This window comes from Lentzea sp. NPDC059081 (assembly GCF_042738015.1).
Lineage (GTDB): Bacteria > Actinomycetota > Actinomycetes > Mycobacteriales > Pseudonocardiaceae > Lentzea.
The window spans coordinates 295,481-307,737 of the sequence record NZ_JBHYGW010000006.1; the positions used below are offsets into that span (position 1 = coordinate 295,481).

Here is a 12,257-nt window from a genome sequence, read left to right on the forward strand (position 1 = left end):
ACGCGGCGGTAGCGGGCCAGCGGCGTTGGGCGACAGGGCGGAGCAGCCGCGGCGGTAGCGGGCCAGCGGCGTTGGGCGACAGGGCGGAGCAGCCGCGGCGGTAGCGGGCCAGCGGCGTTGGGCGACAGGGCGGAGCAGCCGCGACCGTGGCGGGCCAACGGGTGTCGCGGCACGCCGAGCGCTCGCCCCGGCGACCTCACGCGATCCGCTCCCGCCGGTCAGCCGGCACCGGCGTCGCGAACGGCTCCCCCGCCACCCACCGCCCCACCTCCTCCACGGCGTGCCGCCCGAGCCGGACCCACTCGTTGCCCTGCGACCCCGCCAGGTGCGGCGTGATCAGCACGGCGTCACTGCGCCACAACGGGTGGTCCGCCGGCAGCACCTCGGGGTCGGTCACGTCGAGCACGGCCCGGATGCGCCCGACCTCGGCGGCCAGCGCGTCCTGGTCCACGACGGCGCCGCGGGCGGTGTTGATCAGCACGGCGTCGTCGCGCATCGACGCGAGCAGCTCGCCGCTCACCAGGCCGCGCGTCTCCGGCAGCAACGGCGTGTGCACGCTGACGACGTCGCTGCGCCGGAACAGCTCGGTGATGCCCACGGACTCGGCACCGTCCACTTCGGTCACGAACGGGTCGTGCACCAGCACGTGGAAGTCGTGCGGCCGCAACAGCTCGATCACCCGGCGGCCGATCAGCGACGCCGACAGGATGCCGATCGTGGCGCCGTGGTTGCCGACGGAGGCGGGCACGTCGTACACCGCGGTCCGCCGCGAAGCGCGGTACTCGCGGGCGCGTTCGAGGACGCGTTTGCCGCTGAGCAGGATCATCGCGAGGGTGTACTCGGCTACCGGCAGCGCGTTGGCCTGCGCGGCCGAGGACACCGCGATGCCGCGCTCCCAGCACGCGTCCGTGACGAAGCCCCTCACCGAGCCGGCGGTGTGCACGATGGCCCGCAGCCGGGGCAGCCGGGCGAGCACCTCCGCGGTGATCGGCGGGCAGCCCCAGCCCGTGACGAGCAGGTCGACGTCGGGCAGCCGGGCGAAGTCCGGGAAGACGCCGCCGAACTCGCAGAGCGCCGTCAGGTCGGCGAGCACGGGCGTGAGGACGGCGCCGGCGGCGTCCGCCGACATCACGCCCGCCGCCCTCACTTGACGGCTCCCGCGGTCATGCCCGCGCGCCAGAAGCGTTGCAGCAGCATGAAGGCGAGGATGAGCGGCAGGACGGCGAACAACGATCCCATGATCACCACCGGGTAGTACTCCGGCGAGACGGTGGCCGAGCTGTTCCACTGGTAGAGCCCGAGGCTCACCGGGTACAGCTTCTGGTCGGACAGCATGACCATCGGCAGGAAGAAGTTGTTCCAGATCGTGGTGAGCTGGAACAGGAAGAGCGTGACCACGCCGGGTCCCAGCATGCGCAGGGCGACCCTGAAGTACGTGCCGAGGTCGCCGGCGCCGTCGATGCGCGCCGCCTCCAGCACCTCGTCCGGCACGTAGCCCTGGGAGAAGATCCGGCCGAGGTACACGCCGAACGGGTTGAACAGCGCCGGGATGAACACCGCCCAGAACGTGTTGACGAGCCCCGCCCCGGACGCCATCAGGTACAGCGGCAGCGCGAGCACGGTCTGCGGCACCATCACGGCGGCGAGCACGAGGCCGAAGAGCTTCTCCTTGTGGCGGAACGAGTACTTGTCGAACGCGTACCCCGCCGCGATCGAGATGAACGCGCTCGTCGCGGCGCCGACCACCGCGTACAGCAGGCTGTTGACGTACCAACGGCCGTAGAGGCCCTTGTCCATCGCGAAGAGGTCCTCGACGTTCTCGACGAACGAGAAGTTGTTCAACGACAGCAGGTCGCTCTGGAACAGCGCGTCGACGTTCTTGGTGGCGGCGAGCAGCAGCCACAGCACCGGGAGCAGGGTGTAGAGGACCGAGACGCCGACGACGACGTTGACCGCGGTCCGGCCGAGGAGGGTCATCAGGCGGCCTTCCTGTTCGTCCAGCGGGTGACGGCGAACGACAGCGCGACCGTGAACGCCAGCAGGATCACCGAGGCGGCCGCGGCGAGGCCGTAGTTGTTGCGGGTGAAGGCGGCGTCGTAGATGTACATGCTCGGCGAGAACCGCGCGCTGATCATCGGGGTGGACTGGCTGAGCAGCACGGGTTCGGTGAACAGCTGCAACGCCCAGATGAGCGTGAAGATGCCGACCGTGACGACCGCCCCGCGCACCAGCGGCGTCTTGATGCGCAACGCCTGCTTGACCGGACCGGCACCGTCTACAACGGACGCTTCCAGGACCTCGCGCGGCACGGCCTGCAGCGCCGCGTAGAAGATCACCATGTTGTAGCCGAGATTGCTCCACAGGGCGATGTTCACGATCGACGGCAGCACGGTGTGGATGCCGAGGAAGTTGATCTGGAGGTCGGCCTTCGCGAACAGGTCGATGATCGGGCTCAGGCCGGGCGTGTAGAGGTAGAGCCAGATCAGGGCGGCGATGATGCCCGGCACGGCGTGCGGCAGGTAGAGCCCCATCTGCGCCCAGCCGCGCAGCTTCGCGACGCCGGAGTCCAGCAGCAGCGCGAGGGTGAGCGCGCCGACGACCATCAGCGGGATGTAGAGCAGGCAGTACAGCACGACGGTGCCGAGGCCGCCCAGGAACGTCGGGTCGCTCAGCACGGCCGCGTAGCTGCGCAGGCCGACGAACACCGTGCTCTCCTGGCCGAACCCGAGCCCCGGCTGGTCGGCGGCGAAGAAGCTGAGCCAGACCGCGGTGCCCGTCGGCACCAGGAACACCGTGACGAGCAACAGGAAGAACGGCGCCATCAGGACGGCGCAGGCGAGCCTCCCCTTCATCGCTCACCCTCCTCAGTGGACAGACCGAGGGCCCTGAGGTCGGGCATCGTGCCGCTCTGCGCCTCCCGGACGGCGTCGACCAGCGTGCCCTGACCGGCGCCCGCGCGGGCGAACCCGTCCTGCATCACGCGCTGGGTGGCGGACATCCGCGGCCCCCACACCCAGCCGTCGCGGATCTTGTCGGCCTCCTGCTCGAACAGCCGGTAGACGTCCTGGCCGCCGTAGTACTCGCCGGGGAACGCCTTGGCGCCCGCCCCGACCAGACCGGGTGCGGCCGGGTACTGGCTGCTGGTGCCGCTCTTGAGGCGCGCGGTGAGCGCGTCCGGGTGGGTGCACTGCCACTCGATGAACTCCATCGCCGCCTCGGGCTCGCGGGAGTCCTTGGTGACGGCGAACGTCGACCCGCCGTGCGTGCCGACGACCGGCCGGTCCCACACCGGCATCGGGGCGATGCGCCACCGGCCCTTCTGCGCGGGCCTGGCCCGCATCTGCGCGCCCGCGTCCCACGCGCCGCTCAGCCGGGTGAGGATGCGGTCCTGGCCGAGTTGCGCGTCGTGCTGCTTGCTGTCGGCGGCGTTGCGGAAGACCAGGTCCTCGTCGATCAGCCGCTGCCAGTAGCCGGCGACCTCGCGCGTGGGCTCGTCGGTCATGGAGACGCGCCACTTGCCGCCTGTGGTGTCGAACCACTGCGCACCGGCCTGCCAGGCGAAGCACGCGAACTGCATGGCGCCGTCCGTGGGGAACAGCGCAAGCCGCTTCTCGGGGAACTTCTGCTTCACGGTGCGCGCGAGAGAGGTGAACTCGTCCCAGGTCGCCGGGACCGGGAACCCGTTGGCCTCGAACAGGTCCGCGCGGTAGTGCAGGACCATCGGCTCGACGTCGAGCGGGACGCTGAACACCCGGTTGTCGAAGGTCGTGAGCTTCAGCGCCTGCGGCAGCAGCTTCTGCTTCACCCGGTCGGTCACGAGGTCGGTGATGTCACGGGCGACACCGTCGATCGCGTACCCCGGGACCTGCGGGTACTCGATGGTGGCGACGTCGGGGGCGTTGCCCGCGCGAGCCGCGTTGCTGAGCTTGGCGTACCCGCCCTGCCCACCGGAGGGGATCTGCTGGAAGACCACCCTGATGCGGTTCTGCGAGGAGTTGAACGCGTCGACGACCTGCTGGCTACCGCGCAGGGCCGACCAGAACGTGATCTCTACCGGACCTCCGGCACCGCGGCGTTGCGGAGTGGAGCAGGCCGCCAGTGGTGCCGTGAGGCCCGCCGCGAGGAGCGTGCGACGACTCAGGCGCATGGTTCGCATCCTGATCGCCTGATCGGTTTGTCGTCAAGAAACGGTCAAACGCTCAGTCGATGACCTGATCTTCAACTCGGGCAGCAGCTCGATGCGCTCGGCCGTGGTGGTGCCGCTGCGCAACTGGCGCAGGAGCAGTTCCGCGGCCATCTTGCCGACCTCGGTCTTCGGCGGCGCGACGGCGGTGAGCGGGATGCTGCCGAGCGCCGCGACCACGTCGTCGTAGGCGACGACCGAACATCGCCGCGGCACCGCGATCCCGGCGTCGGTCAGCTGCTGGACCAGCATCAACGCGTCCACGTCGCCGTGCAGGATGGTCGCCGTCGCCCGATGGGCCCGCAGCACGCTCACGAGCCCCGTGTCGGGCGAGCTCCTGACCGTGATGGCGTCCTCGAGATCGGCGGAGATCTCGGTGAACGCCTTGCGCAACGCCCTGGCGGTCGGGCTGTCGTCCCGCGCGGCCAGCACGATCCGGCGGTGGCCGAGGTCCGTCAGGTGCTGCACGGCGAGGTGCATGCCGTACCAGTGGTCGGAGCAGACCGAGTTCATCGCCCGCAGCCGCCCGCCCGGCCGGCGTTCCATCACGACGGTCGGCACACCGGTGTCGGCCAGCCACCCGTCGGCGGTCTCCTCCTCGTGCGTGCGCCACCGCGGCGCGATGAGCAGGCCCTGGACCGGTTCGCTGAGCGCGCGTTCGACGATCGGCCGCTCGGCGCCCTCGACCTGCGGCGCGATGTGCAGCACCACCCGCATGCCCGCCTCCTCGAGCGCGGTGCGGGCGCCGTTCATCGTCTCGTACAGGTACGTGTGCCGCTCCGGCACGACCAGCGCGACGGCCCCGTTCGGCGCCTGCTCCGCCACCGGCTGCCCGACCGGCGTCAGCGAGCGCGCGACCCCGTGCCCGCGGCGCAGCCTGCCGAGCTGGGCGAGCTCCTCGACGTCGCGCCTGATCGTGACGATCGAGACGTCGAGCTCGCCGGCCAGATCGCTCACCTTGACCGTGCCCTGCGACGCGACGACGGCCAGGATCCGCTGCCGCCGCACCTCGCTGGACTCACGCATGGGTGTCCGCCTGTTCGTTTGAGCGTTTTGCGGCGAGCATAACCCGCGGAACGGTCACCGCGCCGACCACCGCGCCGACGGCGGTCGTCCCGGCCGCCACCATGGCCGCGACGTGCAGCGACACCGCCTCGGCGAGCCACGGTCCCGCGATCGCGCCGACGAGCGTCGCCACCGCCTCGGCCACGAGGAAGAGCGCGCTGATCCGGCCGAGCAGGTGGTTCGGCGTCAGCCGTTGCACCGCGGTCCTCGGCGTCACCACGGTGACCGAGCCGAACACCCCGATCACCACCGCCGCGACCATGGCGCCCCACAACTCCCGCGCGCTGAACAGCCCGGCGAACCCCGCCGCCGTGCAGAGCTGCGCGACCGCGAGCGTCGTCCGCGGCTGCACCCCGTCGAGCCACCTCACGAGAACCGCCCCGCCGAGGAACCCGACCCCCAGTGCCGACAGCACGAACCCGACCTGGGCGCTCCCGCCGAGGTGACGCACCCCGAACGGCACGAGCAGCGCGGTCAACGCCGCGTTCGCCGCGAGGAACACCGCGCCCAACGGCAGCAGCACCCGCGCCAACGGCAGCTTCCGCAGCGCCTCCACACCGGCCAGGAACCCCGATCGCTCGCCCGACGCCGCGGACCGCGTGCGGGTCAGCGAGATCGCCACCGCCGACACCAGGTAGCTGACGACGTCGAGCGCCACCAGCACCTCGAACCCGGCCCACGCGAACAGCACTCCCCCGAGCGGCGGCCCGACGAGCCCCACCACCCCGTCGGTCGCGGCGTTCCACGAGTTGGCGCCCGCCAGCGCCGGTCCCGTGCCCACCACGGCCGGCACGTGGGCCTGCGCGGCCGGCCGGAACAGCACGGCTCCCACGCTCTCCGCCACCACGGCCGCGTAGATCGCGGCCGGCGTCCCCAGCAGCATCACCGCCACCGCCGCGGCGCGCACCAGGTCCGCGGCGATCATCACCCGCCGCCGGTCCCACCGGTCGACCAGCACCCCGGCGACCGGCCCGAGCACCACCGCCGGCAGGTACTCCGCCGCGAGCGCGAGCCCGGTCGCGAACACCGACCCGGTCAGCGCGTAGACGTGCGCCGGCACCGCCACCACCAGCAACCACGACCCGAGCGAGCTGACCGCCCGCCCTCCCCACAACAACCGGAAGTCCCGAATCCCCCAGGCACTCATACCCACAAGATAAAGACAGCGAAGTTGTGTTCTGTCAAGATAGCAACGTGGACACCCTCGGACCCACCCTCCGCTCACTCCGGCAGGCGAGCGGCCGCACCGTCGCCTCGGTCGCCGCCGACGCGGGCCTGTCCGTGCCGTACATCGCGAACCTCGAGAACGGCCGCGGCAACCCCACGACCGGCGCCCTGTCCCGCCTGGCCACCGCGCTCGGCACGGACCTGCGCGTCTCGTTCGGCGAGCCGGACCCGGCCCCTCCCGCGCTGCCGCCGTCACTGGTGAAGCTGCGGCGCACCGACCGGTTCCGGCAGGCCGTGGCGCTGCTCGGCACGGAGCCGGAGGCCGTGGTCACCGCGCTGGCCGCCGTCGGGCAGGTGGTGGACGCGGGCGAGCAGGACTGGTGGCGGCTGCTCGACGCGATGGTGCTGGTCGCGCGGCACCCGCTCGGCTGACCAGGCTCGCTGAAACGACTCTCAGGAAACGACGGCTAGCTTCGGCCGCGAGGGGGCGAGATGAAGATCGTGATTCCGGGAGGCACCGGCCAGGTCGGCACCGTTCTGCGTCGCGCGTTGACCGCGTCCGGCCACGAGGTGGTCGTCATCGGCCGGAGCGGCGGCGTGCACTGGGACGGCGCCACGCTCGGTCCGTGGGCGAAGGAGATCGACGGCGCCGACGTCGTCATCAACCTGGCCGGACGCAGCGTGAGCTGCCGTTACACCGCCGAGAACCTGCAACAGATGATGCGCTCGCGGGTCGACTCGGCGCGCGTGGTCGGCCAGGCGATCGCTGAGGCGAACGACCCGCCGGCGCTGTGGCTGCAGATGAGCACGGCGACCATCTACGCGCACCGGTTCGACGCGCCGAACGACGAGGAGACCGGCGTCCTCGGCGGCCGCGAGCAGGACGTACCGGGTTACTGGGCGTACAGCGTCGAGATCGCCAAGCGCTGGGAGGCCGAGCTCGACGAGGCCGACACCCCGCACACCCGCAAGGTCGCGCTGCGGGCGGCGATGGTGATGAGCCCGGACCGCGGCGGCGTCTTCGACTACCTGTCGTGGCTGACGCGGCTCGGGCTCGGCGGACCGGTCGCGGGCGGGCGGCAGTACGTCTCGTGGATCCACGACGAGGACTTCGTGCGGGCCGTGGAGTTCCTGATCAGGACGCCGGTCGAGGGCGCGGTGAACCTCGCGTCGCCCACCCCGTTGCCGCAGCGGGACCTCATGCGCGGGCTGCGCAGCGCGTGGGGCGTTCCGGTCGGGCTGCCCGCGACCGGGTGGATGGCGGAGATCGGGGCGTTCGCGCTGCGCACCGACACCGAGCTGCTGCTCAAGAGCCGCCGGGTCGTCCCCGGCAGGCTCCAGCGGGCGGGGTTCGAGTTCCACTTCCCGAACTGGCGGAAGGCGGCGCAGAATCTGGCTGAGCGCAGGAGGTGAGATGCCGAGGATCAACGACGTCGGCGGGCTCGACGGCTTCGGGCCCGTGCTGGAGGAGCTCGACGAGCCGCCGTTCCACGCCGACTGGGAGGCGCACGTCATGGCGATGAACCGCGCGCTGATCGGGCAGAAGGTCTACAACCTCGACGAGTTCCGCGACGCCGTCGAACGGACGATGTCGCACGAGTCGTCCTACTACGAGAACTGGTTCCGCGCCATCGAGACCCTCCTGAAGGAGAAGGGCGTTGTCTGAGCGCTTCCGGACCGGCGACCGCGTGCGGACGTCCACTGTGGACCCCGACCACCACACGAGGCTGCCGCACTACGCGCGCGGCCGGGTCGGCACGGTAGTCGGCAGCGACGGCGTCCACCCGCTGGCGGACCTGAGCGCGCAGGGAGTCCAGCAACGGCAACAGGTGTACCTCGTGCGGTTCTCCGCGCGCGAACTGTTCGGCCACGGCGACCACAACGTGACGCTGTCCCTCTGGGAGGACTACCTCGGCGATGAGTGACGACCACGACGACTCCCCGATCGCCGCCAGGGTCCGCGAGCTGGAGGCGCTGCTGGAGGAGAAGGGCCTGCTGGACCCGCGGGAGCTGGACCAGGTGCTGGAGGCGTTCACCGCGAACGCCAAGCCCGCCAACGGGTTCCGGGTCGTGGCACGGGCCTGGACCGACCCCGGCTTCCGCGCCCGGCTGCTGCAGGACGCGAACGCCGCGCTGCCCGAGCTGGGCCTGTCCATGGGCGGCGGGCTGCAACCTCAGGTGCTGCACGTCGTCGAGAACACCGCGGACGTGCACAACGTCGTCGTCTGCACGCTGTGCAGCTGCTACCCGCTCTCGCTGCTCGGCCCGTCCCCGACCTGGTACAAGAGCCCGGCCTACCGCTCGCGGGTGGTGAGCCACCCGCGCGAGGTGCTGGCGCAGTTCGGGCTCGTGCTGCCCGAGGAGACCAGGATCGAGGTGTGGGACGCGAACGCCGAGTCGCGGTACATGGTGCTGCCGCGCCGGCCGGAGGGCACGGACGGGCTGCCGGAGGACGAGCTCGCGGGCGTGGTGACGCGCAACGGCCTGATCGGCACCGCGGCCGTCTGACCGGCGCCGTGTCCCGGAAGTGCGTCCGGGACACGGCCTCGCCGCACTACAGGGTCTTCATGATGGTGTCGATCGCCTTGCCGAGCTTCGCGTACTTCTGCGTGTACAGCACCGGGAACACGCCGGGCGGGTCGGCCGGGCGGTCGGCGTCGACGTAGTCGGTGCCGAGGTTGCAGAACACGACCACGACGTACTCGCGGTCGTCCCTGCCCCGGAACGACTTCACGATGCCCGCGTCGGACCCCGTGGTGTCGACCCAGCCGGTCTTGTGCGCGAAGGTCACCTCGGCGGCCTCGTTGCACGGCCGCACGTCGCGGTCGTAGACGGCGTCACCGACCGTCACGGTGCCGTCCGCCTTGGTCCAGCGCGCCGGGACCCGCTGCGGGATGCCCTGCACCGGGTAGTCGCGGCCGCACCAGTTCGGCGTGGACAGCATCTCGTTGTGGCCCTGGCCCGCCAGCGTGTCCTGGTAGAACTTCCGCGACGACGCCGACAGCTCGTCGCCAGTGACGTGCTTGCCGGCGCCGGTCGTCCACAGCACACCCGCACCGCCGTTGACCAGCAGCAGGAGCTTCGCGGTGTCGAGGCCGCTCATGTTCGAGCCGATCCAGCGGCCGCCGTTGCCCGGGATGGTCCCGGTGACCATCAGGGAGGGCATGCCGAGGTCGACGAAGCTCGCGTTCACGGCGTCCCACGAGTTCAGGTCGTGGATCATCTTGATCAGCGCGCAGGTGGACTCGTTCTGCGACTTCGTGATCATCTCGTCGAAGAACTGGCGGACCTTCTTCGTCTGCTTGCCGCCGCACGCCTCGCGCACGGGGTTCGGGTCGTAGACGTAGTCGGCGTCGAGGTCGACCTTGCCCTGGTCGGCGAGGCGCAGCACGCCGAAGCCCACCATCAGCTTGAACACCGACGCCGGGTAGGGCGAGGAGAAGTCGATCGGCGCGTTCTCCCTGCCCGCCAGCACGTCCCGCGTGCCCTTGCCGCCGTTCGCGTCCCACTCGTCGTCGTCCCACCAGCGGTAGCGCACCTGGTCGGTGGCCAGCGACCCGCGCTGGACCGGCACGACCACGCCGTTCGGGTACTGCGGGCTGAGCAGCACGTTCGCCACCGCGGCCGGTCGGCCGGCGCCGTCGAGCTCGATGATCGCCGCGTCCATGTTCGGCGTCTGGTGCAACGGTTTCCCCGCCTGGACCGACAGCGTCCTGGCCTTGGCCGCGAGGTCGGCCGGGCTCGGGTCGTACTTCTCCCGCTGCCCCGCCACCCGCGCCGTGCCGCTCTGCGGCGGCGTCAGGTCGATGACGTCCTTGAAGTTCTGCGCGACGATCGCCTCACGCAGGCGCTCCGCCAGCGGGTGGTGGTGCTCCTCTCCTGCGCTGGCCGACGGGGCCGGTGCGGCACCCGTGATCGAGAGCGCCGCGCACAGCGCGGTGAACCGCTTGAAACTCATGCACTTCCCCCGGTGAGCGTCTTCGACCATTCAGGACAGTGATTTTTCCCCACATCAAGTGATCACGCACGAGATGCGCCCCGGGTTGCCACGATCGCGAAAGTCATCGCGCCACAAGGGACGGAGGCGTGTTCTCGACCGACCGCACCGAGCGCGACGCGACCATCGCCGCGGTGGCGAGCAGATGCACGGCAGCGCAGCCGAGCAGGGTCGCCTGGACGCCGGCCGCGTGCGACACCGGCCCGACGGCCAGCTGCGCGAGCGGGACGGCCGCGAAGGACCCGAGCATGTCGTAGGAGTAGACCCGCGCGAGCTTGTCCGCCGGGACGTGGTGCTGCAGCGACGTCTCCCAGGCCACGCCGAACTGCTCCAGGCCCAGCCCGCACACGAACGCCGTGGCCATGAGCAACCAGGGCTCCGGGTGCACGACCATCGCCAGCGGCAGACCCGCGAAAGCGCCCGCGCACGTCACGCCGAGCAGCAGCAGGCGGCGCACCTTCACCCGCATCGCGACGAACGCGCCGGCGACCATCCCGGCGGTCTGCGTGGCCAGCACGAAACCCCACGTCTCCCGGCCGAACGTCGTGTCGGCCAGTACGGGACCGAGGACCAGCAGCCCGCCCACGTGCGCGGCGTTGACGAACGTGAAGGCCACCACCACGACCCAGACCCATTGCCGTGCCACGAACTCCGTCCAGCCTGCCTTCAGCTCGGACAGCGGCGACGGCTTGTGGGCGGCACGGGTGGCCGGCACGCGCACGAACGCGAAGAGCACCCCTGCCACCACGAACGACAGCGCGTCGACGGCTAGTCCCCAGCCGGGGCCGATGAACGCGACCAGCAGGCCGCCGAGCGACGCTCCCCCGATGTTCGCGGAGTTCACCCCCAGGCGCCGCAGCGCGTTCGCCCGCAGCCGCAGGTCGGCCGGCACCGCCTGCGCCACCAGCGCGGAGATCGCGGGCAGGGCGAACGCGCTGGACATCCCGTTGACCGCCGACAACACCACGAACCACGGCACCGACACCGACCCGGTCAGCACGAGCGTCGCGACCAGCGCCTGGCTGGTCGCGCTCACGGCACACGACCCGACCAGCACGAACTGGCGCGGCACCCGGTCCGCGACCACCCCGCCCCAGAGCAGGAACACCACGTTGGTCAGCGACCGCGCGGCGACGACGACGCCCAGCGACGTCACCGACGAGGTGAGGTCGAGCACGGCGAACGCCAGTGCGATCGGCGCCATCGCGTTGCCGGTGACCGTGGTGACCTGGGCCGCGAGCATGCGCCGGAAAGCCGGATGCGCCAACGGCGCGAACATCTCCCCCATGTCCCGGCACCGTACAACGCGCGGGAGCCGCCCGGTCTGCTCGACCGGGCGGCTCCCGTTCACCGCACCTCCCGGTGCGATGAGGCGATGACCACCGCGGCGGCGACGGTCACCAGGTTCTTCAGGATGTACTGGGCCTCGAACGAGGCCCGCAACGGCGCTGACCACATCTCACCGGGGAACAACACCAGCGGTGTCGACACCAGCACGACGTGCCCTGCCAGCAGGACCGCGCACGCCCTCGGCACGCGGAAGCTCAGCAGCACCAGCGCGATCCCGATCTCGCTGACCGCGGCGCCGAGCCTCGCCAGGTCCCCGTGGACGAGTCCGAACGTCAGCGCGGACACCGTGCGCTCCACGAGGTCCTCGGCGGGGCTCGCGCCGGGGAACAGCTTCAGCACGCCGAACCAGAGGTACACGACCCCCAGCCCGATGCGCAGCAGCGGAACTCCCGCCTCCCCCGTGACGCGGGCGATGCGCTCTCCCGTGCTCTCGCGGCGTGTGGTTTCTGTACTCGGCATGGATCTCCCTCTCCTGTCTGACAGCCACCACCCGGT

Annotated in this window: 14 protein-coding genes; 5 read left to right on the plus strand and 9 right to left on the minus strand. The window is 71.2% G+C overall.

Annotated features, from left to right (window positions below):
* Positions 1-196: 196 nt before the first annotated feature.
* Genes ACFWV3_RS16785 through ACFWV3_RS16810 form a run of 6 tightly spaced genes read right to left on the minus strand, consistent with a single transcriptional unit; the run spans position 197 to position 6,395 of the window.
* Positions 197-1,147 carry a hydroxyacid dehydrogenase gene (locus ACFWV3_RS16785; RefSeq protein WP_382412139.1) on the minus strand — a complete coding sequence of 317 codons (951 nt, stop codon included), beginning with the start codon at positions 1,145-1,147 and terminating at the stop codon, positions 197-199.
* Entirely contained in the window at positions 1,144-1,977 is an 834-nt protein-coding gene (locus ACFWV3_RS16790; protein ID WP_382412141.1) for a carbohydrate ABC transporter permease, read from the minus strand. The genes ACFWV3_RS16785 and ACFWV3_RS16790 overlap by 4 nt, the downstream gene beginning before the upstream one ends.
* Complete coding sequence (locus ACFWV3_RS16795) at positions 1,977-2,852, minus strand: carbohydrate ABC transporter permease (protein WP_382412142.1); 876 nt, start codon at positions 2,850-2,852, stop codon at positions 1,977-1,979. The genes ACFWV3_RS16790 and ACFWV3_RS16795 overlap by 1 nt, the downstream gene beginning before the upstream one ends.
* A complete protein-coding gene (locus tag ACFWV3_RS16800; RefSeq protein ID WP_382412144.1) occupies positions 2,849-4,147 on the minus strand; it encodes an ABC transporter substrate-binding protein in 1,299 nt (432 codons plus the stop codon). The genes ACFWV3_RS16795 and ACFWV3_RS16800 overlap by 4 nt, the downstream gene beginning before the upstream one ends.
* A gap of 33 nt (positions 4,148-4,180) precedes the next feature.
* The gene (locus ACFWV3_RS16805) at positions 4,181-5,209 is read right to left on the minus strand and encodes a substrate-binding domain-containing protein (protein WP_382412146.1); all 1,029 of its coding nucleotides are present in this window, start codon (positions 5,207-5,209) and stop codon (positions 4,181-4,183) included.
* Entirely contained in the window at positions 5,202-6,395 is a 1,194-nt protein-coding gene (locus tag ACFWV3_RS16810) for an MFS transporter (protein ID WP_382412148.1), read from the minus strand. The genes ACFWV3_RS16805 and ACFWV3_RS16810 overlap by 8 nt, the downstream gene beginning before the upstream one ends.
* A gap of 47 nt (positions 6,396-6,442) precedes the next feature.
* Between ACFWV3_RS16810 and ACFWV3_RS16815 the strand changes: the two genes are divergently transcribed.
* Genes ACFWV3_RS16815 through nthA form a run of 5 tightly spaced genes read left to right on the plus strand, consistent with a single transcriptional unit; the run spans position 6,443 to position 8,923 of the window.
* Positions 6,443-6,847 (plus strand): helix-turn-helix domain-containing protein, encoded by a 405-nt coding sequence (locus ACFWV3_RS16815; protein WP_382412149.1) that lies wholly within the window; start codon positions 6,443-6,445, stop codon positions 6,845-6,847.
* A 60-nt stretch (positions 6,848-6,907) separates the two neighbouring features.
* The gene (locus ACFWV3_RS16820) at positions 6,908-7,828 is read left to right on the plus strand and encodes an epimerase (protein WP_382412150.1); all 921 of its coding nucleotides are present in this window, start codon (positions 6,908-6,910) and stop codon (positions 7,826-7,828) included.
* Position 7,829: 1 nt separating this feature from the next.
* Positions 7,830-8,081 (plus strand): hypothetical protein, encoded by a 252-nt coding sequence (locus ACFWV3_RS16825; RefSeq protein WP_382412152.1) that lies wholly within the window; start codon positions 7,830-7,832, stop codon positions 8,079-8,081.
* On the plus strand, positions 8,074-8,340 hold the full coding sequence (locus ACFWV3_RS16830; protein ID WP_382412153.1) for an SH3-like domain-containing protein: 267 nt from the start codon (positions 8,074-8,076) through the stop codon (positions 8,338-8,340). The genes ACFWV3_RS16825 and ACFWV3_RS16830 overlap by 8 nt, the downstream gene beginning before the upstream one ends.
* The gene (gene nthA, locus ACFWV3_RS16835; protein ID WP_382412154.1) at positions 8,333-8,923 is read left to right on the plus strand and encodes a nitrile hydratase subunit alpha; all 591 of its coding nucleotides are present in this window, start codon (positions 8,333-8,335) and stop codon (positions 8,921-8,923) included. Before ACFWV3_RS16830 ends, nthA begins: the two co-directional genes overlap by 8 nt.
* Positions 8,924-8,969: 46 nt before the next feature.
* Here the strand turns inward: nthA and ACFWV3_RS16840 are convergent, their stop codons facing one another.
* The 3 genes from ACFWV3_RS16840 to ACFWV3_RS16850 all read right to left on the minus strand — a co-directional run bounded on the left by ACFWV3_RS16840 (position 8,970) and on the right by ACFWV3_RS16850 (position 12,221).
* On the minus strand, positions 8,970-10,373 hold the full coding sequence (locus ACFWV3_RS16840) for a serine hydrolase (protein ID WP_382412156.1): 1,404 nt from the start codon (positions 10,371-10,373) through the stop codon (positions 8,970-8,972).
* Between the two features lie 103 nt (positions 10,374-10,476).
* Positions 10,477-11,700 carry an MFS transporter gene (locus tag ACFWV3_RS16845; RefSeq protein ID WP_382412157.1) on the minus strand — a complete coding sequence of 408 codons (1,224 nt, stop codon included), beginning with the start codon at positions 11,698-11,700 and terminating at the stop codon, positions 10,477-10,479.
* A 59-nt stretch (positions 11,701-11,759) separates the two neighbouring features.
* Positions 11,760-12,221 carry a hypothetical protein gene (locus ACFWV3_RS16850; RefSeq protein ID WP_382412158.1) on the minus strand — a complete coding sequence of 154 codons (462 nt, stop codon included), beginning with the start codon at positions 12,219-12,221 and terminating at the stop codon, positions 11,760-11,762.
* Between the last annotated feature and the right edge of the window lie 36 nt (positions 12,222-12,257).

Bases quoted from the DNA above. Each gene is read 5' to 3' on its own strand.
- ACFWV3_RS16790 (WP_382412141.1), bottom strand. From the start codon at position 1,977: ATGACCCTCCTCGGCCGGACCGCGGTCAACGTCGTCGTCGGCGTCTCG.
- ACFWV3_RS16795 (WP_382412142.1), bottom strand. From the start codon at position 2,852: ATGAAGGGGAGGCTCGCCTGCGCCGTCCTGATGGCGCCGTTCTTCCTG.
- ACFWV3_RS16800 (WP_382412144.1), bottom strand. From the start codon at position 4,147: ATGCGCCTGAGTCGTCGCACGCTCCTCGCGGCGGGCCTCACGGCACCA.
- ACFWV3_RS16805 (WP_382412146.1), bottom strand. From the start codon at position 5,209: ATGCGTGAGTCCAGCGAGGTGCGGCGGCAGCGGATCCTGGCCGTCGTC.
- ACFWV3_RS16810 (WP_382412148.1), bottom strand. From the start codon at position 6,395: ATGAGTGCCTGGGGGATTCGGGACTTCCGGTTGTTGTGGGGAGGGCGG.
- ACFWV3_RS16820 (WP_382412150.1), top strand. From the start codon at position 6,908: ATGAAGATCGTGATTCCGGGAGGCACCGGCCAGGTCGGCACCGTTCTG.
- ACFWV3_RS16825 (WP_382412152.1), top strand. From the start codon at position 7,830: ATGCCGAGGATCAACGACGTCGGCGGGCTCGACGGCTTCGGGCCCGTG.
- nthA (WP_382412154.1), top strand. From the start codon at position 8,333: ATGAGTGACGACCACGACGACTCCCCGATCGCCGCCAGGGTCCGCGAG.
- ACFWV3_RS16840 (WP_382412156.1), bottom strand. From the start codon at position 10,373: ATGAGTTTCAAGCGGTTCACCGCGCTGTGCGCGGCGCTCTCGATCACG.
- ACFWV3_RS16845 (WP_382412157.1), bottom strand. From the start codon at position 11,700: ATGGGGGAGATGTTCGCGCCGTTGGCGCATCCGGCTTTCCGGCGCATG.
- ACFWV3_RS16850 (WP_382412158.1), bottom strand. From the start codon at position 12,221: ATGCCGAGTACAGAAACCACACGCCGCGAGAGCACGGGAGAGCGCATC.